The organism is Microbacterium hatanonis, assembly GCF_008017415.1.
In the GTDB taxonomy this organism is placed as follows: domain Bacteria; phylum Actinomycetota; class Actinomycetes; order Actinomycetales; family Microbacteriaceae; genus Microbacterium; species Microbacterium hatanonis.
Map to the genome: position 1 here is coordinate 1,134,976 of NZ_VRSV01000002.1, position 24,784 is coordinate 1,159,759.

Sequence of the window (24,784 nt, forward strand, 5' to 3'; positions counted from 1 at the left end):
AAGCTGGCCCGCCCCCATGGATCGTGTGCCTAGGCTGGACCCGCTATGAAGGTCATCTCCTACAACTTGCGCAAGCATCGTGCGGCGACCGAGCTCGCCGAGCTCGTCGAGGCCCACGGCGCCGACATCCTCTGCCTGCAGGAGTGCGACACGACGGGCCTCCCCGCCGAGATCGCCGGCCTCCGCCTCGCCGAGGCCACGCAGCGCAACAGACTGGGTCTGGCGGTGTACTACCGGGCGAACACCTTCCGCGCCGTCGAGGTGCGCTCGCTCGCCCTGAAGAAGTCCCTGCACGACTACGTGCTCAAGCCCGCCGAGGAGCGGATGCTGGGGGTGCGGCTGTTCGACATCGACCACGGACGCGAGATCATCGTGGCGTCGTTCCACGCGGCGCCGCTGACGGCTCTGAACTCGCTTCGCCGCCACCAGATCCGCACGGCCCTGGCGGCCCTGCAGAACCTGGGGGAGGGGCTGCCGACGCTCATGGTCGGCGACTACAACTACCCCGTGTTCAAGGAGTACCTCGGGCAGAAGATCCGCGCGCAGGGGTACGAGCTCACCCTGAGCGACTCCCGCACCTACACCCGGTACCGGTTCTTCCGCGGGCACTACGACTTCGCGACGTCGTCGGGCTTCGACATCGAGCGCATCCGCACGCTGCCGCAGGGACTGTCGGACCATCTCCCGATCCTGATCACGGCGAAGGTGTCGGACGCGCACGCCCCTGTCGACGACGACGCGGCCTGAGAGCGGCAACGAGAAAGGGCCGCCCGTTTCCGGACGACCCTCTCTGCGAACCGCTGTGTCTTACGCGGCGTGCTTGCGCTGACGGTGCACTGCAGCACCGACCGCGACGGCACCACCGGCGAGGACGAGCGCGCCGCCGCCGACCCAGAGGCCGAGGAGCGAGCCGGAGTCCATACCGGTAGCGGGCAGGCTGCCACCGGCGTTGGAGCCGCCACCGGTGCCGCCGCCGGCCGTTGCAGCCGTGACGGTCACGCTGACACCCTCGGGAACCGAGGGGGACGTGGCGGTGATGGTGTAGACGCCCGAGGCGTTGGCCGGGAAGACGATTCGCGCGTCGATCGAACCGTCGGCCGCGGCCGGGATGGTTCCGAGCGTCGCGGTCTCGACGGCGGCCTTGAGGACGGCCAGGCTCGCGCCCGAGGCGCTCTCACCCGTGAGGGAGATCGTGACGGGCTCGCCCGGAACGAACGTGCCGTCAGCGACGGCGAAGTCGATGGTCCCGCCAGGCGTGACGTTCGTGCTGGAGACGCTGGCTTCCTCGCCCGTGGGGTAGGCGTGCGCAGCGAGGGGGACGAATGTGGCGGCGGCGGCGATGGTGATCACCGCGGCTACCTTTGCAAAGTTGTTCTTCATGGGGGGCACCTGTCTCTTGGTCAGCATTCGCCGCGGAATCGCAGCGTTGTGCAAGGCAGGGGAACGACGGTGGAGGTGGATCCTGAGGGTCCCCTTTAAACGATTATCGAGGTTACTCACAGGTAGTTGCAACTCGCGGCGTTTCATTCGTGTTAACAGTCGGTGATATGTGCATGACCAGCTGCGGAGTCTGGGGCGTCTTCACGCGCACGCGCAGCGTCGCCTCCTCGCCCGGGGCGAGCTCGCTCGTCCACGAGATCACCTGACGGCCCGTGTCGAAACCCCCGCCGAACACCGGCGTAGCGCCGGCGTTCGAGGCCTCGCTGGAGACGAGTTCGGCCCCCGCCGGCAGGTACAGGTAGGCGACCGAGCGGGCCGATCCTTCCGGTACGCCGAAGCTGCCCCCGCCGGTGATGTAGGTCGGCAGAGTCGCCGCATCGGCGGGCGCGTCGTTGCGAATCGTGACGACCGCCTCCGCGGTCGATCCGCCGTCGACGCCGGTGCACCACCCGGCACCCGCCCCGGCGGCCAGGTAGTAGTCCATCTTCGAGCCGGTGCCGTCGTTGAGGTACACGCCGAACGCCGTCTGCGCCGCATCCGTCACGGGCAGACCGCCCTGCAGCGTGGTCCCGTCGAGGATCGCCTGGTCGTCGTCGCGCGCGCTCCACAGCAGGAGGCGGTTCTCGTCACCCGCGCGCGCGAGCGCCTCGAGGAGCGGGCGAGGCTCGGCGGCACCCGATGACAGTGCCGAGAAGACCTCCGCCGCCGCGGCCTGGAAGAAGGCGTCCTGGTCGGACGGACGCTCGTAGCGCTGGTAGACGCCGTTGAGGAGCAGATCGACGGCGTTGTCGCTGGTCAGCACGTCGCCGGTCGGCAGGGTGATCGGGCCCGTGGCCGTCAGGAGGTACGACAGGGCGACCGGATCGAGGGAGATGACGCCGTCGACCTGCGTGCCGAACTCGCGCGCCCACATCTCCTTCGCGATCTGCCCGGTGAGCGCGAAGTCCGCGACCTGGGTGGCGTTCTGGATGTACAGCCCGGGGCGCTCGCCGTACACGCCGAGCAGCTCGGGCGACAGCGGCACCACCGAAGAGTCGTACCGGCGGAAGTCGCCCGACGATCCCTGAGCGGTGAGCGACATCCGGCCGCCGTCGGTGCTGATCACGGCCATCGCGCCGACGATGCCGCCCTGGGAGCGCCACTCGGCGTTGTTCTGGAAGATGACGAGGTAGTTGCGCGGACCGTCGGCGCCGAGCATGGCCGGCATGAGCTCGGTCGCGCGAGCGAGGGTCTCGGCACCGGCCGCGGTCGTCTGGAGCAGCTCCTGCGCCTGGGTGATCGGGGCCTGCAGCGGGCCGATCAACAGCGATGTGTCGATCGCATCGACGGATGCTCCGGCCGAGCCGATCGCGTCGGCACCGGTGCGCGCCGCGGGGGCGAGGGACGTGAAGAGCGACACGTCGATGGCGCCGTCCCGGGGGCGGATGGCATCGACCGAGAACGACGACGCGACCTCGGCCAGCGGGGTGAGCGCCGAGCTCGCCACGTCGTCGATCGCCGCTGTCACGGTCGACACGGCCGACAGCTGCGCGCCGATCCACGGCAGGGATTCGGCGGCCCGCCAGATCGGGTCGCTCGTGAGGGACCGTGCCGCCGACGTGTCGGCGGAGATGCCGGCGATGGCGTCGGCCGCGGTCGCGGGATCGTTCAGGCTCGCGGCGACGTCGGCCGCCGCATCCTGGGCGTCGGTCAGGTGCCCGTAGGCCATCGCGCCGCGCACGCCGATCCACAGGGACCCGAGCACGGCGAGGGCGAGGATCGCCGCCAGCGTCCACGCGACGATGCGGCCCGGCAGGCGTCGGGGGGCGTCGGGGGTCGATGCGCTCACCCGATCACCCTAGGCGGTCGCGGGACGATCACCCGCGCGCGGATAGAATCGCAGTCATCCAGGGAGAGGCCCGCACATGGTTGGTTCGAATCGACGCCGCACGGTGGGTGCGGGCGCACTCGTGCTGACGGCAGCGCTCCTCATGACGGGCTGCGGAACGCCGCCCTGGGCGGTCGGCAGCAGCGATGCACCGGAGGTCTCGGCCTCGCCCTCTGCGCCGCAGTCGGCGGCGCCGCAGCCGGTGCCCAACGACCTCTCGAGCGGCTCGACCGAGCGCAAGATCCAGGCCGGCTCCGTCGCCGCCGACGTCAACTACTGGTCGACCCTGTCGATGGACAGGTGGACGGCGACGGCGCTGAAGCCGATCCAGCTCTCCATGGTGACCACCGTCACGCCGAACGACGGCCAGCAGGTCTACCTGCAGCGCGCGTCGATGATCGCCGTGCCGGGCAATGCGACCGAGTCGTTCGCTCCGCTGACCGCGCAGGTCGATCAGTCGACGGTGAGCCCCGGCTACCCGGTGCTCGACCCCTACAGCTACTCGCAGACGTTCAACGTGGGCGAGGTGCCCGACGGCGCGACCTTCGTCACCCTGCAGTTCACCTACGAGTACCTCGTGCAGACCACGCCGACCTCGAGCGAGTACGCGAAGCAGACGGCGACCGACACCCTCACCGTCGCCATCGCGGGCGGCGCGCAGTAGTCAGGCGCCGATCCGCTGCCAGCGGTCGCCGCCCCGGGCGGATGCTTCGGCCGAGGCCTGCTGCGCCGCGGTGAGCAGCGTGGGGAAGTCGTAACCCACGACGTCCGCCGGGGCCCAGCCGATGCTGGCCGACAGCTGCACCGAGATCTGCTGGGCGGCGTCGATGATCGACACCTCGTGCAGGAGCGCGCGCATGTGCTCGCGGACGACGGGCCCGGGTCGTGCGGTCAGAACGACCAGGCGACCGCGTCCCTCGCGCCCGATGTCGGCTTCGGCGGGGAACGAGGAGACGACGGCCTGATCGAACCGTTCGGCGATGCGGGAGAAGGATGCCTCCCCGGCGGCCGCACGGATCTCGTCCGGATCGTCGATCTGCACCGACAGCAGCACCCAGCTCGTCTCGCCGGCCGCGCGGGCCCGCGCCAGGCGGTCGGTCGCGGCGACGGCGAACTGCGTCCACGATCGCGCCGTCTGGACCCCCACACTCGACACCGAGGTGAAGAACAGGAGGCTGACGGTCACGCACACCAGGTACACCAGCATCCCGAGCGAATTCAGCAGCCGCACGAGAGCGAGGTCTTCGCTGGTGCCGGGCGAGGAGATCAGACCGGCGAGCAGCGAGAACACGCCCAGCACGACGAACGCGGACGAGACCAGCATCAAGGGGAGCACGAGCCGTTCATGCCGGTCGGGGGAACGCTGGATCTCGACGACGGTGAGCGCCGCGAAGACGCCCGCGACGAGGAACAGGGTGCGGAAACCGAGGCTGTACGCCTGCGGGTCGGCCAGCACGATCAGGACCGCGGCGGACACGGCCGCCTGCACGGCGGCGATCCACGGGAGCGCGGGCACACGCCGCCGGGCGCGGAAGCCCGACCAGATGAGCGCCGGCGCGCCGAGCATGAGTCCGAGGCCCAGGCGCCGCAGACCCTCCAGCGCCAGTGCCTCTCCCGCGAGGGTGACCCAGGTGCTGACCATCGCGAGGATGAAGGCGAGCGACCACATCAGCGACGCCCTCGACGGGCGCTGGAGGAAGCCGAGGCCGACGATCATCACGGTTCCCAACGATGCGACGACCGCCTGGGCGATGCCGAGGTTGGCGACGGAGATCGACCCCATGAAAGACCCCGTTTATGCCTCTGTCTCGATCGGCAGCGTGACCGTCACGGTGGTACCGGTTCCCTGCTCGCTGTCTACGTCGAGCGTACCGCCCTGCTGCTCGACGATGTCGCGGACGATCCCCATCCCCAGTCCCGTGCCGGGCGTGGGGCTCTCGCGCGCGGACTGCGTGCGGAAGTAGGGGTCGAAGATACGCGGCAGGTCGGCGGGGGAGATGCCCACCCCGGTGTCGGCGAACGCGACGACGAGGCGATCGTCGGACCGCGTCGCGCTGATGCGCACGGTTCCACCGCCGGGCGTGTACTTGATCGCGTTGCTCAGAATGTTGTCGAACGCCTGCCGCAGCCGGAACGCGTCGCCGACGAGGGGGAGGTCGCCGGGCACATCGACGAGGATGGCGATGCGACGCCCGTCGGAGGCCGGGCGGAAGGACTCGACGGAGGCGTCGACGACACGACGCACGTCGGCCGCGTTCTGCGCGCTCGACTCGTCCGACCGCGCGCGGGAGCCCGCGAGGATCTCGGAGATCAGCTTCTGCATGCGCTGGCCGGCGTTATCGATGACCTCGATCTGCTCCCGGACGCGGGCCGGGAGGTCGGCGTGGTCGAGGAGGAGGTCGGCGTGACCGATGATCGCCGTGAGGGGGTTGCGCAGCTCGTGCGAGACGACCGTCGCAATCTGCTCCCGCGCTCGCTCCGCCTCGATGAGAGCCGTGACGTCGTGGATGATGAGGAGCGTCGTGGCCGGTTCGTCATCGCTCGAGGTCAGGCGGCGCGTCGAGGCCGACAGCGCGTGCCACTGGCCGCGGGTGTCGTAGAGCCAGACGCGCTCGTCTTCGAACTGCTCACCCCGAGCCGCGCGCATGAACGGCCGGTCGGGCTCGGCCAGGGGCTCGCCGCGGAGGGTCGCGTACTCGACCGACGCCCCCGGACGCTTGGGGTCGTCGCGGTCGACCGCGTAGAGCGTCACGTAGGTGTCGTTGAGTGCGAGCACCTCACCGTCGGAGGACAGGCGCGCGATCCCGGTGTCGAGGCCGTTCAGCATCTCCGACACGCGTCTCTCCTGCCCGGTGACGCGTTGCAGCGTGCTCTGCAGCCGGGCGGCCTGGCGGCGGAGGAGGTTCTTGAACGCGTTGTTCTGGCGGGCGGTCAAGTAGGTGGTGAGACCGATGAAGGTGAGCGAGAGCATCACCACGAGCAGCCGGAGCGCGGTGAACGGGGTCGGGCCGTTCAGGTTGGCGTCGATGAGGATGATCGCGCCGACCGTTCCGAGCGCCCCGCCGAGATGCAGGAGCGAGTAGTGGGAGGCGATCCAGGTCACCGGGAAGACCCAGAAGAACCCGAAGCGCATCTCGCTGCCGTAGGCCAGCAGTCCGATCCCGATCAGATCGAGCAACGGCACGAGCACGACGGCGTTGCGCGACACGCGCCGCCACGGGACGACCAGGGTCACGGCCGTCAAGGCGATGATCATGATGACCCCGGCGGAGAAGGTCCACGCACCGAACAGCTGCGGCTGGAGCGCCTGGACCATGATCACCGTGACGATCACGCTCGCGGCCAGAACGAGCTGGAGCAGCCAGATCGATCGGGTCCGGCTGCTCGGAGACGCGTTGTCTGGGTCTTCCACGACGTCGATCGGCGACGACGCCGGAAGACGAATCGCGGCACCCATGCGGTGAGTCTACGACGGTGGTGTATTCTCTTGCGCGCCATCCTGTCTCTGCTCCGGCCGATGTATGCTCCCGACTCATCGCCCGGTCAGACTCCCCCTGAGGCCTGCATCCCGCAGCGTGATGGTCGCCGAACCGACCCTCGCGCATCCGCGCGTCACATCCTCAGGAGTGGGCCCATGAGCCTTCGTGTTTCCTCGCGCCGGAAAGTCCGCGCCGCGGCCTTCGTCGCCTCTTTCGCCCTCGCCGGTCTGTCGCTCACCGGGTGCGCACAGCTCGTCGACACGTTCAACAGCGTCCAGGGCATCTCCAACCCGGCGAGCGCCCCGACCTCGGTCGTCACCCCGCAGCCGCAGCCCTCGGCCTCGATGGACTTCGCCTCGCAGTTCACGTACGACGGGTCGGTCTCGCTCACCACCGAGGTCGCCGACGGCCTCCAGGTGACGCTCGACATGTGGGCCGTCGACTCTCGGCGCACCCAGGAGTGGACGACCGATCGGGAGAAGACCTTCGGTTTCGCCGTCAACGCGTACGACCAGCGCGTGGACGAGAAGGCCGTGCTCACCCAGAAGCGCCGCGTCTACATCTCGTCGATCTCGATCACGTCGCAGACCGCCCAGACATCGGGACAGGTGCAGAGCCCGTTCCAGTTCAGCGCCGACCCCCGCACGCTGGTGCCGGCCGATACGAACCGATCCGACCGAGGTCTGCTGCTGAACAGCTTCCAGGGCGGTCTGCACGTGCCCGAGACGACGATGCACCAGATGCCGAACGACACCTACGGAGTCACTCTGGAGTTCGCGATGAACATCTGGGTCGAGGGCGGCGCGAACGACGAGAACTCGTTCTCCCAGCAGACCGTGTACCAGTACGTGCCCATCGCGATCTACCCCGCCGGGTCGGCCGGATGACCCCGGGGCGATCTTGAGGGAATCTTGCGGGAAAGCGTGACGTACGCTCGCTGATTCCCTGAGGGGGGTCCGCCAGAGTGGGTATCGGCCGGAAGGTCGAAGAATCCGATTGGAAGACACCCATGAGCGACACGCGCACCTCCCTCGCCACTCAGGCGTTCGCGCCCCCCTCGTTCGCCCACGAGCCCATCCAGGCGAACTCGACGGCGGGCTTCGCCGACGACTTCGCCGCGGTGCTCGAGAACAACGGCGGACACCGCTCGACCATCGGGTGCGTCATCCCCGCCTACAACGAGGAGGAGTCGATCGCCGAGGTGATCGAGGCTCTCCTGAAGCAGACGCGCGTTCCCGACGTCATCCACGTCGTCGTCAACAACACGTCCGACGCGACCGTCAAGATCGCCTCGGAGTACAGCGGGCCGCACGAGATCACGACCGACCTGGGAGAGCAGTTCACCGAGGTCTTCGTCCACGACATCGGCAAGAACCCCGACAAGAAGGTCGGCGCGCTCAACTACGGCTACTCGCTGGTGGAGGGGTACGACTACCTGCTCGGCGTCGACGGTGACACCATCGCCGACAAGCAGGCCGTCGAGTACCTCGAGAGCGAAGCGGTCGCCGACTCGCGCATCGGCGGGATCTCAGCGATCTACTCGATCGACGACCGCCCGATCAAGGGCGGCATCGCGAAGTTCCTCATCGCCGGCCAGCGCACGCAGTTCGCTGCCTTCAACCTGCAGAACCTGCTGCGCGGACGCAACATGGCCGTCCTCGGCGGGCAGTTCTCCATCTTCTCCACCCACGCCCTGCGCGAAGCCATGCGGCAGAACCACCAGAACTCCCCGTGGGTGCGCGACTCGGAGGTCGAGGACTCGCTCCTCTCACTGCAGATCAAGAGCGCCGGGTACCTCACGAAGATCAGCCCCTACGCTCGTGCGAACGTCGGCGGCATGACCACGCTCTCCGGCTACGACGCGCAGCAGGTCAAGTGGACCTACGGCGCGATCGAGCTCATGTGGCCCGGCCAGCGCGGCGACACGAAGGGTCAGCCGCTGCACCCGAACCTGCGCCTGCGGTGGCTGGAGAACTTCGGCATGCTCACCAACCTGTTCGTCCGCGTCGCCTTCGTGACGCTCCTGGCGGGCTCGCTGTCGATCAACGCCTTCGTGTTCTCACCGTGGTGGCTCATCCCGTCGGGGATGGCGATCCTGCTCAACGTGCGCATCGCGCGGACGATGAAGGACAGCAACAGTCGAGACGTCCTGTTCGCGGCGACCTTCCTTCCCGCAGAGATGTTCATGTGGGTGCGTCTCAGCCACTTCGTCCGTTCCTGGAGCCGCTTCTTCTCCCGCAAGAAGGTCGACAACTGGGCGATGCAGGCCAAGGCCGAGAAGGGCGGCGGTCTCGGACACTGGACGCCGCTCATCGTGCTCATCGCCATCGCGATCGCGATGACGATCGTCTGGATGCTGATCGGCCCGATGGCCCAGTCCACGATCCTCTGGATCGGGTGGCCGATCGTCGGCGTCGTGACCGTCCTCCAGACCCTCGGAATGTTCTTCAAGCTCGTCCGTCGCTACCACGGATACAAGGTCTGAACACGAACCCGTCGTTTCAGAAACACGGATGCCTCGGCCCTGGGGAGGGTCGAGGCATCCGTTATGCGTGCTGCGCGCGGATCACGCCGAGGTGAGCTCGGAGGTGAGGCGGTAGCCGACTCCCCGCACCGTCTCGATGTAGCGCGGTGCGGCCGGGTTGTCGCCGAGCTTGCGGCGCAGGTTCGTCATGTGCGCCTCGATCGCACGCTTGTCGGCATCGCCGACGAAGTAGCTCGTCACGTAGGACTCTCCCCGCAGGACCAGCGTGAGATCGGCCTTGCTGCGCACGCGCCGCTTCGATTCGAGGAGCGTCGCCAGCAGGTCGAACTCGGTGCGGGTCAGATCCATCTCCTGGCCGGCGACCAGCACGATGCGGGTCTCGGGGTCGAGCTGCAGGTCGCGGTGCAGCACCCAGTTGTCGCCGGTCGGCACGAGGGCGCCGCTCGGCCGAACGGCCACGTCGGAACCCGGCGCGGGGTAGGAGGCGGGCCCCTGCGAGGAGGGGACGATTACGGGCGACCCGGGCATGGCGCTGGTCGGCGGCAGACGGTGCTCGTCGAACGCCGGAACGGAGGGCTGGCCCGAGGGCTGCTGAGGGGCATCGGGTGCGTTGCGCACGATCGGGATCGATTGCGTCTGCCCGGTGGGACGCGCGCCGGGGAAGGACGGGCCGACGGAGTCCTGTCGCGGAGCGTTCGCCTGAGCGTCTCCGCCGCGCGGCCGGCGGAGAAGGGCTTCGATGCGCGCCCGGAGCTCGCGCGGCCGGAACGGCTTGACGACGTATTCGTCGGCCCCCGCGCCGAGGCCGAGCACGACGTCGGCCTCGTCCTCCAGGCCGGTCAGCATGATGATGTAGGTGTCGCTCTGCGCCCGGATGCGGCGCGCGGCCTCGAATCCGTCGATGCCGGGCATGTTGACGTCGAGCGTGGTGATCAACGGCTGGTACGCGATGACCGCGCGGACGCCGTCGATGCCGTTGCCGACCGACACGGTCGAGAAGCCGGCCGATTCGAGGACCTCGACGAGGAGATGCCGGATGTCGGGATCGTCCTCGACGATGACGGCGGTCTTGACGTCCGCTGAATCGCTCATGTCCCTGCTCTCCGGGCTGGTCTAGGTGAGCGGATGCTGCGAACCGAAGGTCGCGCAGACCGGTGGCACCGCTCGGTCCAGCGTTATCATTCCATACTTGTACATATGTTGTGAGCGGCCCCCCGTGGCCCTCACCGCGCTTCGCGGGTGAGCTCCGCGGAGCCCTCCGGCCACCAGACGCCGGCATCGGGGCCGCCGTTGCAGGTGCCGTCGCTCTCCCCGGGCGGCTTGATCCAGAGGTTCGTGTCGACGACGTCGTCGCCGTAGGTGCCCCCGGGGTCTCCGATCAGTCGTCCTGCGGGGTTGCACCACTCGCTCCCCGCCGGGCCGGCGCCGTTGCGCGACGTGTCGACGATCGCGTGCACGTCGCCCCCGAGGAGGCCGGCCACCTCGTGGGCGTAGTCGAACTCGGCGGTCGTGGACTGGTAGTTGGACACGTTCGTGGCGAAGCCGCGCACATGGTCGGATACGCCGACCTGGCGGATCAGGTCGGCCATCTGCTCAGCGGGCAGCCAGTCGGAGTGACCGCCGTCGAGGTAGATCCAGGTGTCGATGCCCGCCAACCGGTCGGCGGCGCCGGAGAGCTGCGGCACCCGCTCGTCGATGTTGCCGCAGTCGGGGGCGAGGGCGAGGCTGTCGGGCTCGAGGATCACGATCTTCTGCACATCCTGAGCGTTGCGCAGCGCCTGACCGATGAGGTCGGTCCACTCCACGTACCCCTCCGGGTCGAGTCCGCCGGCGGAGTGATTGCCGCAGTCGCGCCCGGGCAGGCCGTAGACGACCACCGCGAGCGCCGCATCCTGATCGCGTGCCTCGTCGGCGAGGTGTGCGATCCGGTCCCAGACCTCGTCGATCGGGTCGAGCTCGGGAGTCAGCCAGTAGGCGGTCGGCTGCTCGGCGAGGTAGGCGGCCGCGGCGGCCTCGTCGTCGGACAGCCCGCTCGGAGAGGCGGCGGAGAGGGCGGCTTTCGACTCGGTGGGGGCGACGATCGTCGTGCCGACCGCGGGCGGGCGGGCGCCCAGCGCATGGAAGAAGGTCTGGGCGTTGACGCCGACGAACGCGATCACGGCGACGAGCCCGATGGCCAGCAGCGCGGCAGCGGCGATCAGCAGGGTCTTCTTTGTCCGTCGGCGCATCGTCGGACGAGACGTCGGGGTACCCATCAGGAGGGACTCTACTCGCGGTGGGGCCGACCGGTGCGATCCGGACGGCAGCGGAAAAAAGAGTGCCCTCGTCGGGTGGACGAGGTCACACGCCGGCGAGGGCTGACGACCGGTGCCGGGCCGTCCCGCCCATCATAGGGTCGGAGTCCCCCGTTCGGGGGACAAAAGTGAATTCTTGTGCATCGATTCCCGGGGAACTCGCGGGAAGGCGGGCGGGCCCCGGAAGGCCGTGAGATTCCGTGGAACGGCACCGGGGGAGAGATAGTTAACTCCCGTCGTACCGAGTAGTTAAGTCGAAGCGCGCGGTAGTCTGTGATCGTGGGCAAACTGATTTACAACGCGCAAGGACATTCCTTCGACATCGAGGACCGTGCGCTGTCCCACCTGCGAATCGTCTTCATGAACAAGCTGCGTCGCAACGAGTCGTTCATGTTCCAGTTCGCCGCCGGCGATGGAAGCGGATCGCGATCGATCTGGATCCATCCGTCGATCCCGCTGGTCTTCCATTTCTACGGAAGCCGGGCGCCGGCGCTCAACCGCCGCTGGGTCGACCAGCTCATGCTCGAGGCCGGGAGCCCGAACGGGCTGGCCGTGACGCCCGAGCCCGACGCGGACGCCCCGATGGAGCCTGTGGTCGGCTGACGCTGCCCGCTCTCAGGCGCACTCCGCGTCGACGACCTCGCGCACGCGCTCGAGGAAGTCGGCGATCTGGGCCGCCGCCTCGGGGGAGAGGTCTGCGGCGAACTGACGGATCTTGGCGGTCACCGGGTCGACGTCGTCGGCGTCCGTCGAGCGGTCGAAGGGAACGACCAGCTTGCTGCGCCGGTCGCGAGGGTGCGCCTCGAAGGCGATCATGCCCCCGGCGTGCAGACGATCGAGCATGCCGGTGACCGAGGCGCCCGAGACACCGAGGTGCGACGCGATCTCGCTCGGCGTCACTCCCTCTCCGACGTCCGCTCGCTCGAGGATGTATCGCATCGCCGCGCGCGCGTTCTCGCTCGGACCGCAGTCGGTCTGCCGCCTGCGCGACAGGCGGGCCTCGGAGAGTCGGAGCAGCTCCACCGATCGGGCGGCGTCGTGGATCGCCTCGTTCGTATCGAAGTCGGTCTCGGTGTCGGTGACGGTCACCGGTCACTCCCTTCCCTGTGGGCTCAGGGTGCATGGTTCGTGCCCGGGCCATTCTACTTAGGCTCGGTGATTACTAGGCGAGTAAAGAACTTCCACTCTGGCACGCTGGGACGATGATCACCGCCGCCGCGCGCACCTTCCTCTCCGAATACCACCTCGCCACGCTCTCGACCCTGGGGCGTCGCGACCGCATCCACGCGGTACCCGTGGGATTCACCTGGGAGGACGACGTGGTGCGGGTGATCGGATCGCGGGGTTCGCAGAAGTTCCTCAACGCCCAGCGCCGCGGTCGCGCCTCGATCTGCTCGGTGGACGGCGGGCGCTGGATCAGTTTCGAGGGCACAGCATCCGTGCTCGATGACGCCGACGCCGTCGCGCACGCCGTCGAGCTCTACGCGCGGCGCTATCGGCAACCGCGCGTGAACCCCGAGCGCGTCGTCCTGGAGCTCCGACCCGAGCGCGTGCTGGGTTCGCCGGACTTCCGAGCCTGACACGACGGACGGCGGCCGGAGCGTTCCGACCGCCGTCCATCCGCAGGGGACGTCAGTTCTCGACGTCGCCTCGCCAGGCGCCGGTCTCGGATCCGCGCGACTCGATGAACTTCTTGAAGTTCGCAAGGTCGCGCTTCACGGCGATGTCGTCGACGCCGACCAGGGCGCCCGCCTTCTCGAGCAGCCCGGTGGGCTCCCAGTCGATCTGCACGGTGACGCGCGAGGTGGTGTCGCTGAGCTTGTGGAAGGTCACGACGCCGGCGTGGTTCTCCTCGCCCGCGATGCTGTTCCAGGCGACGCGCTCGTCGGGGTGCTGTTCGGTGATCTCGGCGTCGAACTCGCGCTCCTGGCCGCCGATCTTCACCTTCCAGTGCTGCGTCTTGTCGTCGGTCTGCACGATCGACTCCACGAAGCTGAGGAACTGGGGGAACTCCTCGAACTGCGTCCACTGGTTGTAGGCGACACGAACGGGGACGTCCACGTCGATGGTCTCGATGATCCGGGCCATGGTCTGCCTTCCTGTTGCGGTTTCCTCCCATGGTCTCGCCGGTCCGCCGTCGCGCGCCCCGCCCTTGACAACTACCCTCGGAATCATGAGAACTGTCGCCCGGTGGGCGCTCGCCGCCGCCATGGTCTTCGCCGGACTGAGCCACCTGCTCTGGGCACGGAAGGATTTCCAGGCACAGGTGCCCGACGCGCTCGTCGACGGCATGCCGCTGGACAAGGACACGATCGTGGTCGCCTCGGGCGTGGTCGAGGTCGCCTTCGGCGTCGCGCTGGTCGCCCTGCCCGGAGAACGCCGACGGGTCGGATCGCTCCTCGCGGCGTTCTTCATCGCCGTGTTCCCCGGCAATCTCGACCAGTGGCGCAAAGGCCGCTCCGCCTTCGGGCTCGACACCGACCGGCGGCGCTACGTGCGCCTGTTCTTCCAGCCCGTGCTGGTGGCATGGGCGTGGTGGTCGACGCGTCGCGCCGCGTAGTGCTTGAAAAGCGACCGCCCCGCCCCCGCCCGCCGAGGCGGGGCGAAGACGGGGCGGGAAGCGCGGTCAGTAGCTGCTGACCATGCTCATCATGGCCGAGAAGGACGCGATGCCGATGATGATGCCGAGCACGGTCAGAACGATGCCGATGATGATGCCGACGAGGGCGGGCGTGTTCTTGTAGCCGGCCTTCTTCGACTGGTTGAAAGCGATCGCCGAGATGATCAGACCGATCACGTTGAAGAAGATGGCGACGACGAGGCCGACGATGCCGAGGGTCTTGCCGGGGTAGTCGATTCCGGCTGCGGGCTGCTGAGTCATGAGTATCCTTCACGGCTGAGAGAAGCGGCACCCGGGCAGACACCGCGACCCCAGAATGGCAGAACCTGGACGTCTGCTGTGAACGTTGCGCCGGATATTCCGGTTCGGTAGGGTCTGCCGCCGGTCAGCACACCGCGAAGACGTGGTCGGGATCGCCCGGCGCCGAGAGCTGTCGATCGCGCAGAACCATCGACGAGGGCGACCCGGGATCGGCGCACATCTCGTCGAACGTGCGGGGCAGAGCATCGGTGTATTCGATATCGATCACGGCCGACCCGTAGACGTCGGCGTAGCTCGCGCACTCGTCGTAGGCGGCGCACTCCTCGGTCACGGCGAAATCGAAGCCTGCGGCGCCGCGCAGGTCGGACGCGAATTCCGCCGCGTTCTTCTGCCCCGCGGCGAGGCCCGCCCCGTGCGCCACGTCGACGAGCATCGCGGCCAACGCGAGGTTGTCCTCGAGCGTCAGCGCGCCGCCCGTGCGCGTGAACGTGTCGAGATTGTCGAACTCGACGGCATGGAACCCGGATGCTGCGCACCCCTCGATCCACGGACCGACGATGTCGGCGATCGCCTGGCGCTTCGCGGTCGAGCCGGTATCGAGGATCACCTCGTCGGGCCACCCGGGGTCGATGACCGGCTCGCCGTCGGCGCTCCGGAGAAGCAGCTCCTCAGGCCACTCGTCGCGTTCGGCGGGCTGCGTCTGGAACCCGTTGACGTAGCAGATCGAGTACAGCCCCTCGGCCGGCTCCGCCGACCGGTCGCGTCCGACGATCGTCACCCGGTCATCGGGCGGATAGGCATCGCCGAGCTGGTAGTCGGGCACCCCGGCGGCCGGGGGAGGAACGGCGGCCGGCGGAGGAGAGGCGACCGATGCGCACGACACCAGTGCACATGCCACGATCCCCAGAGCGGCGAGGCTCGAGCCGATCCGGGTGCTGATCATCGGTGAGAGCCTAACGTCGGCGCGCGCAACCCGTGCCGCGCGCACGGGGAGGGTTGCGACCATGGAAGGGTGACGAGAACCCTCCCCACCGCAGCCCTGGCCGTCGCCGCGATCCTCGGCCTCGTCGGATGCTCGGCTCCGGCACCGTCGCCGACCGCGGAACCGTCGAGCATCGCTCCGTCGAGCGCTCCACCGGCGTCTCCGACGCCCACCCCCACACCCGCCGACCCGATCGCCGGCCTCTCGCTCGAACAGCGGGTGGGGCAGCTCTTCATGGTGGGCACCTCGGTCGGCGGACCCGATCCGATCACGCTCGACGCGGTGTCGCAGCAGCACGCCGGCGGCGTCTTCCTCCACGGCCGCTCCTCCGCGGGGGTCGAGGCGGCTGCCGCGTTCGTGAAGGCCTTCGAAGACGCCCGCGTCGAGAGCGACCCGCCGCTGTGGATCGCGACCGACCAGGAGGGCGGCGACGTGCAGGTGCTCTCCGGTCCCGGCTTCGACGGCATCCCCACCGCTCTCACCCAGGCGCGCTCCGACACGGCGACGCTCCAGGCGGACGCGACACGCTGGGGCGCTCAGCTGGCCCAGGCCGGCGTGAACATGAACCTCGCCCCGGTGGCCGACATCGTCACGAGCGCCGAGGCCGGGCCACAGAACCCGCCGATCGGCGCCCTCAATCGCGAGTACGGATTCGACCAGGCCACCGTCGCCGACAAGGCCGGAGCCTTCGCCGCCGGGATGCGGGCCTCGGGCGTCATGCCGACGCTGAAGCACTTCCCCGGTCTCGGGCGGGCGACGCAGAACACCGACACCCGGTCGGGTGTCGTCGACGACGTCGTCGGTGCCGACTCGGCCGACGTGGCCGTCTACCGCGATCTGCTCGCCGGGGGGCCGGCGGTCGTGATGATGTCGACCGCCGTCTACGCGCGGATCGACCCCAGCGCGCCCGCCGCGTTCTCGCTGACCGTCGTGACGGGCCTGCTGCGCGAACAGCTCGGGTTCGACGGCGTGGTCACGACCGACGATCTGTCGGCCGCCGCGCAGATCCGCGACTGGACGCCCGCCGACCGTGCCCTCCTGTCGATCGAGGCAGGAGTCGACCTGGTGCTCGTCTCGGCCGATCCGACGGTGTTCCCCGAGATGTACGCGGCCGTGCTCTCCCGCGCGCAGACCGACGAGGCGTTCGCGGCGAAGGTCGATGCCGCCGCGCGCCGGGTGGTCGAGGCGAAGGCCCCGCTCGGCTGATCGCGCGGGCGCAGCATCCGTCGCCGCGGGCGGATAAACGACGAACGGAGGACGAATCCCTGGGGGATCGTCCTCCGCTCGTGAGGTCTCCTCCGCCCGTCACCGGGCGCAGGCGGGCGCGGGGACTAGCGCTTCGTCTCGTCGTCGGCGTGGATGACGGGCTCGCCCTCGATGCGGGAGCGATCCTTCTTGCGGTCGTCGTTGCGGGTCTTCGCGAGACTCGCGACGGTGGCGACGGCGATGGTCGCGCCGATGAACAGCAGCGAGAACCAGATCGGGATCTCAGGCACCCACAGGAGCGGCTCGCCCCCGTTGATGAACGGCAGCTCGTTGACGTGAAGGGCGTGGAACACGAGCTTCACACCGATGAACGCGAGGATGACCGCCAGACCCTGGGCGAGGTAGACGAGGCGCTCGAGCAGGCCGCCGATGAGGAAGTACAGCTGGCGCAGACCCATCAGCGCGAACGCGTTGGCCGTGAACACGATGTACGCCTCGTTCGTGAGGCCGTAGATCGCGGGGATCGAGTCGACGGCGAAGACGAGATCGATGAAGCCGATCGCGACGATCGTGAGCAGCATGGGGGTGACGAAGCGCTTGCCGTCCAGCTTCACCGTGAGCTTGTCGCCGTGGTACTCCTCGGTGACGGCCAGGTGGCGGCGCACGAACTTCATGAACCTGCCGTTGGCGGGGTCGCTCTCGCCATGGGAGAACGCCTGACGGTACGCGAGGAAGAGCAGCAGGGCGCCGAAGAGGTAGAAGATCCACGAGAAGTTGTCGATCAGCGCGGCGCCGACGGCGATGAACGCTCCGCGCATGATGAGCGCGATGACGATGCCGATCATGAGCACCTTCTGCTGGTACTTCTTGGGTACCGCGAAACCGGTCATGATCAGCAGGAACACGAAGAGGTTGTCGATCGACAACGCCTTCTCGGTGAGGTACCCGGCGTAGTACTCGCCGCCGAAGTCCCAGCCCCACACCGCTCCGATGACGACACCGAACAGCAGCGCCAGCCCGATGTAGAACGCCGACCAACGGGCGGATTCGCCCACTGTCGGTTCGTGCGGTGTGCGCACGTGCGCGAAGAATTCGTAGACGAAGAACGCGATGGTGACCGCGATCGTGATGAGCCAAATGAGAGGCGTGATCTCCATGGGAGAGCTCCAGGGGTGAGAGGACGTTACAACGACGTCAAGGTCTCCTCCATCACGACCGGGGTCGGGACCGACGTGCCGGGACTCGATGTCGAGTCCGTAATGACGGCAGCGCCGCGAGTGGGAGTACTCCCCTTGCTCCACCAGGATAAGGCATGGCGCAGGGGCTTGGGGATGCGCCGTCTGTGTGGTAAGCGCTACGATCCGAGGCGGGGAGGATCGTATGGGGACGATCACATCGAACGGACGCTCGGACAGGGCGGCGCGGGCGGCCGTCGGAGTAGCTGCTCTGGGCCGCCGCATCCATGATCATCGGACGGCGCAGGGACTGTCCCTGCAGGAGTTCGCGACGCTCGCCGGTGTCGCCGCTCCCGCGCTGTCGGCGCTCGAGCGCGGCGAAGGGGCGACGTCGCTCTCGACCCTGTTCGCGGCGGCCGACGCCCTCGGGGTCCCGGTGCGGTCGTTCGTATCGGTGGGGGAGACGTCGGCGGATGCTGCGCCTCCTCCGCCTGTGGGCGATCACGCGCCGGCGGTGCCCGCGGCGGTCGCGGAGCCGCCGTCGAGCGATCCGGCCTCTCCGGCGGAGCGCGCCCCTCGCACGTTCGCGGATCTGCGCAAGGGAGCGCTCGCCGACCGCTCGTTCGATTCCCTGCCGCAGTTCGCCGTTGCCGCCGTGATGGAGGCGCGTTATTCGGTCGCCGCGATCGCGCGGGTCTTCCGGGTGCCGGCGTGGAAGCTGCAGGGCTGGGTCGACGAGAAGACCGCGTCGGATCCTGCCGCACACCGCCGGTAGCGCGTGCGCAACCCCGGCTTCCCCGGGTGTCGTGCGACGTACGCTCGCGCCATGAAGACCTCAGAGATCTCCTGGAACGAACCCGCACGAGCGAAGATCCTCGACGACGCCGACCGCGTGCTGCGCGAGGCGGTCGTCGACGTCGCGAAGACCCGCCCCGACGTGACGGCCGACGAAGCGTTCGCCGAACTGAACGCGCGCCTGAAGGACCGGTTCATCGACTACGAACCCGGACCCGACCTGCGCAAGTACGCCGAGGCCATCGTCGCCGGTGAGATCGAGTACGAAAGCGACACCGAGTAGTCACCTCCGCGCCATCCGGGGCTGTTACGGTGCGGCGACCGCGGCCGACCACGGCGGTGGATCGATCTCAGCGGGAGCGGCCACGTGAACCACTCGAACGGCTCGCACCGACCGGGCTCCCTGCGACGAGCCGCCGCCCTCCTCGCGTCGGCGGTCGTCGCGGGGTCGTTCCTCGCTCCCGCGACGGCCGTGGCGGCGGAGCCCGGCACCGGGCGCATCCTCGGACGCCTCGCCTCCGACACCGGGCAGGCGGTCGCCGGCGACGTCGTCGCGATCGACGAATCGACCGGTCAGGCGTACAGCGCGACAGCTCGATCCGACGGCGGCTACGCGATCAGCGACGTTCCGGCCGGCCGATACGCGGTGCTGTTCCGTCCGTCGGAGATCGCGCTCCCGGATGCCCCCTTCGGGTATGTGGAGGCGTGGTTCCCCAACGTCCGCCGAGGTGACGACGCCACGCGCGTGATCGTGGATGCCGGAGCCGAGACCCTCGCCGTCGACGCGGCCTTGACGGCGGCGGGCCGGGTGACGGGCGCGATCTCGGGTGCGGACGGCCGGTACGCCGTCGCGCTCCTGAACGAGCCGACCCCGGTCGATCCCTTCGACGGCGACACCCTCGTCGTCGAGAGCGACCCCACCGGACGCTTCGTCCTGCGGGCTCCCGCCGGCAGATACGAGCTTCTCGTGTACCGGCGTTCCGGTCACGACTGGCTGCCCTACGCGCTCGCCGAAGAGACCGTGGAGCTGTCGAGCCGCCGCGACGTCGAGGTGACGCCCGTGGTCGTGCCGACCGCCGGCGCGGTCGAGCTGCTGCTGTGCGCAGAAGACGGGGCGTTCGCCGCGGAGGCCGATGTCACGCTCGCGCGGCAGGGGTGCGTCCGCGTGGAGCGGGACGGACTCACCGACCACACCGGTCGCGTGCTCTTCGAAGGACTGGCCCCGGGGCGCTACGCCGTGGCGGTCGACGGTGTCGCCCGCACACCGTCTCTCGTGGTCACGATCGAACCTGACCGCATCGCGAGGATCACCGGTCCGGCGAGCGCGATCACCGCATAGCCCGCGCATAGTCTTCTCGACACCCGGCCGACACGAGGGCGAAACACGCGCTTCCTAGGGTAGGGGCACCGCCTGTCTCTTCGATCCCCGTCCCACCGGACGGCGTGGTCCCGCGCGCTCAGCTCCGAGCGCGCGTCGAGCTCCCCCTCTCGAATGGAGTCCGCTTCGTGCGAACCCGTGCCCTCGTGTCCATAGGTGGCGTCGTCGCCATCGCCTCCTCCATGCTGGCGTTCGCGCCGGCGAGCGCGGCGGTCGACCCGCCCGCGCTCTCGATCGTCCGACCGACGTCGTCGATCGAGATGCCGACGCAGTACCCGTATCAGCCCCGGCTCACCGTCGTCCCCGACCTGCCCACGGACGCGTCGATCGCGCGCGGCGTGATGCCCTACGACGAGATCGCCCCGTTCCTGAACCGCCTGATGGACCGCAGCAACCGCGTGTCGTCGCAGGTCGTGGGCACCTCCTACCAGGGCCGCGAGATCTACATGGTGACGGTGACGTCGCGTGAGACCCCCGCCGAGACGGCTCAGCAGGACGCCTGGCGCACCAAGGTGAAGTACGACCCCGCCGCCGCAGCATCCGATGCGGCGCTCGCCGAGGGCTACAAGGTGCCGCTGTGGTTCAACGCGAACATCCACGGCAACGAGTGGGAGGGCACGGACGCCACCCTCAACTACATCGAGGATCTCGCCACCAGCGCCGACCCGGTCATCCAGGACCTGCTCGACAACCACCGCATCTACTTCACGGTCACGAACAACCCCGACGGGCGCGCGCTCGGGCAGCGCGGCACCGCCAACGGGTACGACCCGAACCGCGACTTCATCACCGGTGCGACGAAGGAGGCGTCGATCGTCCGCGACCTCGCCAGCATCATCCAGCCGACCTATTTCATCGACCTGCACGGTTACACCAACGTGCTGCAGGTCGAACCGTGCGGTCCGCCCCACGGCGAGAACTACGAGTACGACCTGTTCGTGCCGCACGCCTACGCGACCGCGCTCGACATCGAGAAGGCCGTGACCGAGGCGAACATCCCCGGCAACACCTACTACGACCCCGAGACCGCGGGAGTGACGTCGACCAACACCGGCTTCATCAACATCCCCTACCGCGACCAGCGTTCGGGATGGGACGACTGGCCGCCGATCTTCGCCCCGCAGTACGTCGCCTACCAGGGTGCCGTCACGAACACGGTCGAGCTCCCGCTCGGTCGCAGCGGTGACCAGCCGGCGCGCGCGAAGGTGAACATCGAGGTCGCCGAGGTGGTCATCGACACCGTCGCCGACTACGTGCAGGAGAACAGCGCCTCGCTGCTGGAGAACCAGATCGAGATCTTCGAGCGCGGGCTCACCGGCGCCGAGAGCGTCGAGATCCCCGCCGACGTCTCGCCGGACGACCTCGCCGAGGGCGTGCCCACGGAGTGGACCGACATCTGGGACGAGAACGACATCTACACGACCGAGTTCCCGCGCGCCTACGTCATCCCGCAGGGTGCGGGTCAGCGCTCCGACTCCGACGCGCGGACGCTCGTGCAGCAGCTGCTCGTCAACGGCATCGAGGTCTCGCGCACGACGGCATCGTTCACCGCCGAGGGCGTCACCTACCCGGCCGGCTCCTACTACGTCGACATGCACCAGCCGGTCCGCGGACTCGCCAACGCGCTGCTCGGCGACGGCACCGACATCACCGAGCGGGTGCCCGACATGTACGACATCTCCGCGTGGAGCCTGTCGCTGCTGTGGGGAGCCGATGTCGAGGCCCTCGGCTACACGACCGATCCCGCCCCGACGACGGCACTCGAGCCCATCTCCGAGGCGCCTCTCACGGGTTCGGTGGATCCCGCGAGCGACTACCTCTCGTTCGAGCCGCGCGGCGTCGCCGACTACCAGGCCATCAACGAGCTGCTGGGCGAGGGCATCGCGCTGTCGCAGCTCGAGGACGGCACCGTGGTGTTCCGGCGCGACGCGACGGCGGATGCTGCGGCCCGGGCCGCAGCGGGCATCTACGGCGTCGACTTCGCCGCCTCCGACGGATCGGGTCTGCGCGAGGAGGGCGTCGTCGGACTCCGTCCGGTTCGCGTCGGATACGTCACCAGCACCGACGACCGCGACGCGCTCACCAAGCTCGGCTTCACCGATCTCGTACCGGTTACCGCGGCGACGATCGATTCGGGCGCGGTCGACCTCGGCTCGATCGATCTGCTGTGGGTCGGCGCCACACTGAACATCAACCCGACGACGCAGGCGACCGGCTATACCGCGATGCGCACGTTCCTGGACTCGGGCAAGCCCGTCGTCGGGCGCGGCGCGGCCGGAGCGTCGTTCGTGTCGACCTTCGGACTGGCCACTGTGACGGCGACGACGGGCACGTCGGGGTCCAACGGCATCGTGTCCATCGACACTCCCGAGGACGGGGTGCTGGGCGACTTCGCCCAGGACACCGCGTTCGTCTACCCGGCGACGTGGTTCACTGCCCTCGGGGAGAATGTGTCGGTCGAGGCGAGCTACGCCGCAGACCCGCTGGTCTCGGGTCACTGGCGGGCAACCGACGGCCGATCCACGACCGATGCCGCAGGCAAGGCCGCAGCCGTGTCTGCGACGTCGACGATCTCGGGTAATCGCGTGTTCCTGTTCGGTACCTCTCCGACGTTCCGCAACCACCCGGTCGGCGCGTTCAGCGACGTCGCGCGGTCGATCTTCTGGGCTACCGAGACGGCGAGCGCCGTCGAACCGCCCGTCGTGCAGCCCGAGCCGACGGCGACCCCGACGCCGGAGCCGACGACGGAGCCGACCGCGGCCCCGACGCCGACGCCGACGCCCACGACCACCGGGGCCCCGGCGGTCGTGGTGCCGCCGAACGACTCGAGCCTCGCGGCGACGGGTGGGTCGAGCCCGGGGTCGCTCTGGGCCGGGGCCGCCGCGCTCATGATGTTCGGAGCGGGTGCGTTCGTGCTCGCCCGCACGCGGGCGAGGCGTTCCGCCGAGTGATCCGACGAGGGGGAGGGCGGGATCATCGCATCCCGTCCTCCCCCTCGCCGTCCCGCCACGACAGAGGAGTACCGCATGACCGAGCAGGATGATCGGACCGATGCCGAGACCGTCGCGTCGACCGTCCGACGACGGATCGTCTGGGGGTACGTGGGCGGCGCGGCGCTGATCGTCGTCGCGGTGCTGCTGGCCTGGTGGGCGATCGCGAACGGGGCCGCGACCGCGGCTCCCGCCGCCTCGATGCCGACGACGCCGACCGCATCGTCATCGCCGCCGGGATCGCCCGCGGCATCCGTCGCCCCGTCCGCCGGTCCGGCGTCGTCGACTGCGCCGCCGCCCGCCGCGAGCGACGCGCCGGACGCCTCGGGTACGCCTGAGACCACCACCGCGCCGGTCATCGATGCCTTCGCGGTGAGCACGACCGCGGCCGAATGCACGGACGATCGCTCGGCGACCGTGCCCCTCTCCTTCACCTGGAACACCACCGGCGCCGGCGAGGCGTGGATCGGGGTCGGGACGACGGATGCGTCGGCCGTGCCGTCCGCCGCCGTGCCGCCGTCATCCGGCGGCTACACCGGGCTCGCCTTCTCCTGCCGTGACGAGGAGCAGCTGTACACCCTGACCGTCCGCGGCCCGGGCGGGACGACGAGCAGCTCGGTCACCGTCGCGCGGTCGCTCCTCTGACCCGCGTCAGAGGGCGCGGAGCTTCTCGAGCAGCGGTTCGGCGATCTCGGCGACGAAGCGCTCCTGCTGCTCGTCGCCGACCTGCACGATGGCGATGTCGGTGAAGCCCGCGTCGACGAACGGACGGACGCTCTCGGCCAGGGCGTCGAGGTCGGGGCCGCAGGCGATCGACTCCGCGACGTCCTCGGGCCGGACGAACTGGCTCGCGCCCTCGAAACCGGCCGGCGTCGGAAGATCCGAGTTCACCGCCCAGCCCCCGGCGAACCAGCGGAACTGATCGTGGGCGCGGGCGATCGCCGCATCCTTGTCGGGGTCCCAGCTGATCGGGATCTGGCCGATCTTCCGCGAGGCGGGCTCACCCTCTCGCGCGGCATCCCACGACGAGATCAGGTCGGCGTCGGGTTCGGTGGTGATGAGGTGATCCCCGAGCGGGGCGAACTGCGCGATCGACTTCGCCCCCGAGACCGCGACCCCGATGGGCACGCCGCCGTCGGGCGCGTCCCAGATGCGGGCCGAATCCACCCGGAAGTACTCGCCGTCGTAGGTGACGAGATCACCGGTGTGGAGCGCCCGGATGATCTCGATCGCCTCCACGAGCATCTCCTGTCGGGGCTGCACCGACGGCCAGCCCTCGCCGATCACGTGCTCGTTGAGGTTCTCGCCCGAACCGAGACCCAGCGTGAAGCGGTTGTCGGAGAGGATCTGCAGCGTCGCCGCCTTCTGCGCGACGACCGCGGGGTGGTAGCGCAGAGTGGGGCAGGTGACGTAGGTCATCAGCTCGACCTTCGACGTCGCGTTCGCGACCGCACCCAGCACGGTCCAGGCGTACGGGGCGTGACCCTGGCTCGTGAGCCACGGGGAGAAGTGGTCGCTCGAGACGAGGAAGTCGAAGCCGGCGTCCTCGGCGGATGCGGCGTACCGCACGAGCTCGCGAGGACCGCTCTGCTCGGTCATCAGTGTGTAGCCGAAACGGGTCATGCTGTGCTCCCTCGTCGTCGTCCGCCGCTGAGTTCTCCTGCGGGGGTTCCGACGATAAGCGGGGCACCACGACGTCGTGCCGGGGTTGCCGAAGCGGTTGCGTTAGGGCATCCTGCCGGGACTCAGAAGGGCTGACGACCGACGATGGTCCGCGGCTTCTTCGAGCGGGCAGGGGCCGGCGCCGCGGCT

General features: G+C 69.2%; 25 protein-coding genes. 13 read left to right on the plus strand and 12 right to left on the minus strand.

The features are described 5' to 3' along the window. Positions 1-45: 45 nt before the first annotated feature. Positions 46-747, plus strand: coding sequence for an endonuclease/exonuclease/phosphatase family protein (locus tag FVP77_RS15385; protein WP_147895406.1), 702 nt, complete (start codon positions 46-48; stop codon positions 745-747). Positions 748-807: 60 nt separating this feature from the next. Here FVP77_RS15385 and FVP77_RS15390 read toward each other — a convergent pair whose 3' ends face one another. Both FVP77_RS15390 and FVP77_RS15395 read right to left on the minus strand, forming a co-directional pair. Continuing rightward, positions 808-1,380: an LPXTG cell wall anchor domain-containing protein gene (locus tag FVP77_RS15390; protein WP_187266964.1), complete on the minus strand. Its 573-nt coding sequence runs from the start codon at positions 1,378-1,380 to the stop codon at positions 808-810. 112 nt (positions 1,381-1,492) lie between these two features. Next, positions 1,493-3,268, minus strand: a complete 1,776-nt coding sequence (locus tag FVP77_RS15395) for a DUF4012 domain-containing protein (protein ID WP_246134134.1) — start codon at positions 3,266-3,268, stop codon at positions 1,493-1,495. Positions 3,269-3,344: 76 nt separating this feature from the next. On the opposite strand from FVP77_RS15395, the gene FVP77_RS15400 reads away from it, so the two are divergent. Then, positions 3,345-3,971: a hypothetical protein gene (locus FVP77_RS15400; RefSeq protein WP_147895408.1), complete on the plus strand. Its 627-nt coding sequence runs from the start codon at positions 3,345-3,347 to the stop codon at positions 3,969-3,971. Here FVP77_RS15400 and FVP77_RS15405 read toward each other — a convergent pair whose 3' ends face one another. After that, positions 3,972-5,090, minus strand: coding sequence for a hypothetical protein (locus tag FVP77_RS15405; protein WP_147895409.1), 1,119 nt, complete (start codon positions 5,088-5,090; stop codon positions 3,972-3,974). A gap of 12 nt (positions 5,091-5,102) precedes the next feature. Further along, the gene (locus tag FVP77_RS15410; RefSeq protein WP_147895410.1) at positions 5,103-6,764 is read right to left on the minus strand and encodes a sensor histidine kinase; all 1,662 of its coding nucleotides are present in this window, start codon (positions 6,762-6,764) and stop codon (positions 5,103-5,105) included. Between the two features lie 177 nt (positions 6,765-6,941). On the opposite strand from FVP77_RS15410, the gene FVP77_RS15415 reads away from it, so the two are divergent. Together FVP77_RS15415 and FVP77_RS15420 are read left to right on the plus strand one after the other, a co-directional pair. Continuing rightward, complete coding sequence (locus tag FVP77_RS15415) at positions 6,942-7,673, plus strand: fructose 1,6-bisphosphatase (protein ID WP_187266965.1); 732 nt, start codon at positions 6,942-6,944, stop codon at positions 7,671-7,673. 122 nt (positions 7,674-7,795) lie between these two features. Then, positions 7,796-9,271 carry a glycosyltransferase family 2 protein gene (locus tag FVP77_RS15420; RefSeq protein ID WP_147895411.1) on the plus strand — a complete coding sequence of 492 codons (1,476 nt, stop codon included), beginning with the start codon at positions 7,796-7,798 and terminating at the stop codon, positions 9,269-9,271. Positions 9,272-9,352: 81 nt separating this feature from the next. Here the strand turns inward: FVP77_RS15420 and FVP77_RS15425 are convergent, their stop codons facing one another. Continuing rightward, positions 9,353-10,363 carry a response regulator transcription factor gene (locus FVP77_RS15425; protein ID WP_147895412.1) on the minus strand — a complete coding sequence of 337 codons (1,011 nt, stop codon included), beginning with the start codon at positions 10,361-10,363 and terminating at the stop codon, positions 9,353-9,355. A gap of 131 nt (positions 10,364-10,494) precedes the next feature. After that, complete coding sequence (locus FVP77_RS15430) at positions 10,495-11,499, minus strand: glycoside hydrolase family 6 protein (protein WP_246134135.1); 1,005 nt, start codon at positions 11,497-11,499, stop codon at positions 10,495-10,497. Positions 11,500-11,844: 345 nt separating this feature from the next. Between FVP77_RS15430 and FVP77_RS15435 the strand changes: the two genes are divergently transcribed. Next, positions 11,845-12,168, plus strand: a complete 324-nt coding sequence (locus FVP77_RS15435) for a DUF7882 family protein (RefSeq protein WP_147895414.1) — start codon at positions 11,845-11,847, stop codon at positions 12,166-12,168. Positions 12,169-12,180: 12 nt separating this feature from the next. Here FVP77_RS15435 and FVP77_RS15440 read toward each other — a convergent pair whose 3' ends face one another. Then, positions 12,181-12,654 (minus strand): MarR family winged helix-turn-helix transcriptional regulator, encoded by a 474-nt coding sequence (locus FVP77_RS15440; protein WP_147895415.1) that lies wholly within the window; start codon positions 12,652-12,654, stop codon positions 12,181-12,183. A 113-nt stretch (positions 12,655-12,767) separates the two neighbouring features. Between FVP77_RS15440 and FVP77_RS15445 the strand changes: the two genes are divergently transcribed. Further along, positions 12,768-13,145, plus strand: coding sequence for a PPOX class F420-dependent oxidoreductase (locus tag FVP77_RS15445; protein WP_147895416.1), 378 nt, complete (start codon positions 12,768-12,770; stop codon positions 13,143-13,145). 52 nt (positions 13,146-13,197) lie between these two features. Here FVP77_RS15445 and FVP77_RS15450 read toward each other — a convergent pair whose 3' ends face one another. After that, on the minus strand, positions 13,198-13,653 hold the full coding sequence (locus FVP77_RS15450) for an SRPBCC family protein (RefSeq protein ID WP_147895417.1): 456 nt from the start codon (positions 13,651-13,653) through the stop codon (positions 13,198-13,200). Positions 13,654-13,738: 85 nt separating this feature from the next. Between FVP77_RS15450 and FVP77_RS15455 the strand changes: the two genes are divergently transcribed. Beyond that, positions 13,739-14,125, plus strand: coding sequence for a DoxX family protein (locus FVP77_RS15455; protein ID WP_147895418.1), 387 nt, complete (start codon positions 13,739-13,741; stop codon positions 14,123-14,125). Between the two features lie 66 nt (positions 14,126-14,191). Here the strand turns inward: FVP77_RS15455 and FVP77_RS15460 are convergent, their stop codons facing one another. Both FVP77_RS15460 and FVP77_RS15465 read right to left on the minus strand, forming a co-directional pair. After that, the gene (locus tag FVP77_RS15460) at positions 14,192-14,446 is read right to left on the minus strand and encodes a hypothetical protein (protein WP_147895419.1); all 255 of its coding nucleotides are present in this window, start codon (positions 14,444-14,446) and stop codon (positions 14,192-14,194) included. Between the two features lie 124 nt (positions 14,447-14,570). Continuing rightward, positions 14,571-15,389, minus strand: a complete 819-nt coding sequence (locus FVP77_RS15465) for an endo alpha-1,4 polygalactosaminidase (RefSeq protein WP_147895420.1) — start codon at positions 15,387-15,389, stop codon at positions 14,571-14,573. A gap of 69 nt (positions 15,390-15,458) precedes the next feature. On the opposite strand from FVP77_RS15465, the gene FVP77_RS15470 reads away from it, so the two are divergent. Beyond that, positions 15,459-16,634: a glycoside hydrolase family 3 protein gene (locus FVP77_RS15470; RefSeq protein ID WP_187266966.1), complete on the plus strand. Its 1,176-nt coding sequence runs from the start codon at positions 15,459-15,461 to the stop codon at positions 16,632-16,634. Between the two features lie 125 nt (positions 16,635-16,759). Here FVP77_RS15470 and FVP77_RS15475 read toward each other — a convergent pair whose 3' ends face one another. Continuing rightward, on the minus strand, positions 16,760-17,791 hold the full coding sequence (locus FVP77_RS15475; protein ID WP_147895421.1) for a TerC family protein: 1,032 nt from the start codon (positions 17,789-17,791) through the stop codon (positions 16,760-16,762). 223 nt (positions 17,792-18,014) lie between these two features. On the opposite strand from FVP77_RS15475, the gene FVP77_RS15480 reads away from it, so the two are divergent. From FVP77_RS15480 to FVP77_RS15500, 5 genes are all read left to right on the plus strand, one after another. Continuing rightward, positions 18,015-18,584: a helix-turn-helix domain-containing protein gene (locus tag FVP77_RS15480; protein ID WP_147895422.1), complete on the plus strand. Its 570-nt coding sequence runs from the start codon at positions 18,015-18,017 to the stop codon at positions 18,582-18,584. A 51-nt stretch (positions 18,585-18,635) separates the two neighbouring features. Beyond that, entirely contained in the window at positions 18,636-18,887 is a 252-nt protein-coding gene (locus FVP77_RS15485) for a hypothetical protein (protein ID WP_147895423.1), read from the plus strand. 84 nt (positions 18,888-18,971) lie between these two features. Further along, entirely contained in the window at positions 18,972-19,943 is a 972-nt protein-coding gene (locus tag FVP77_RS15490; RefSeq protein WP_147895424.1) for a carboxypeptidase-like regulatory domain-containing protein, read from the plus strand. A 167-nt stretch (positions 19,944-20,110) separates the two neighbouring features. Then, positions 20,111-22,933: a M14 family zinc carboxypeptidase gene (locus FVP77_RS15495; protein ID WP_147895425.1), complete on the plus strand. Its 2,823-nt coding sequence runs from the start codon at positions 20,111-20,113 to the stop codon at positions 22,931-22,933. A 75-nt stretch (positions 22,934-23,008) separates the two neighbouring features. Further along, a complete protein-coding gene (locus FVP77_RS15500) occupies positions 23,009-23,617 on the plus strand; it encodes a hypothetical protein (RefSeq protein WP_147895426.1) in 609 nt (202 codons plus the stop codon). A 6-nt stretch (positions 23,618-23,623) separates the two neighbouring features. On the opposite strand, the gene FVP77_RS15505 is transcribed toward FVP77_RS15500, so the two are convergent. Then, on the minus strand, positions 23,624-24,595 hold the full coding sequence (locus FVP77_RS15505) for an LLM class F420-dependent oxidoreductase (RefSeq protein ID WP_147895427.1): 972 nt from the start codon (positions 24,593-24,595) through the stop codon (positions 23,624-23,626). Positions 24,596-24,784: the final 189 nt, after the last annotated feature.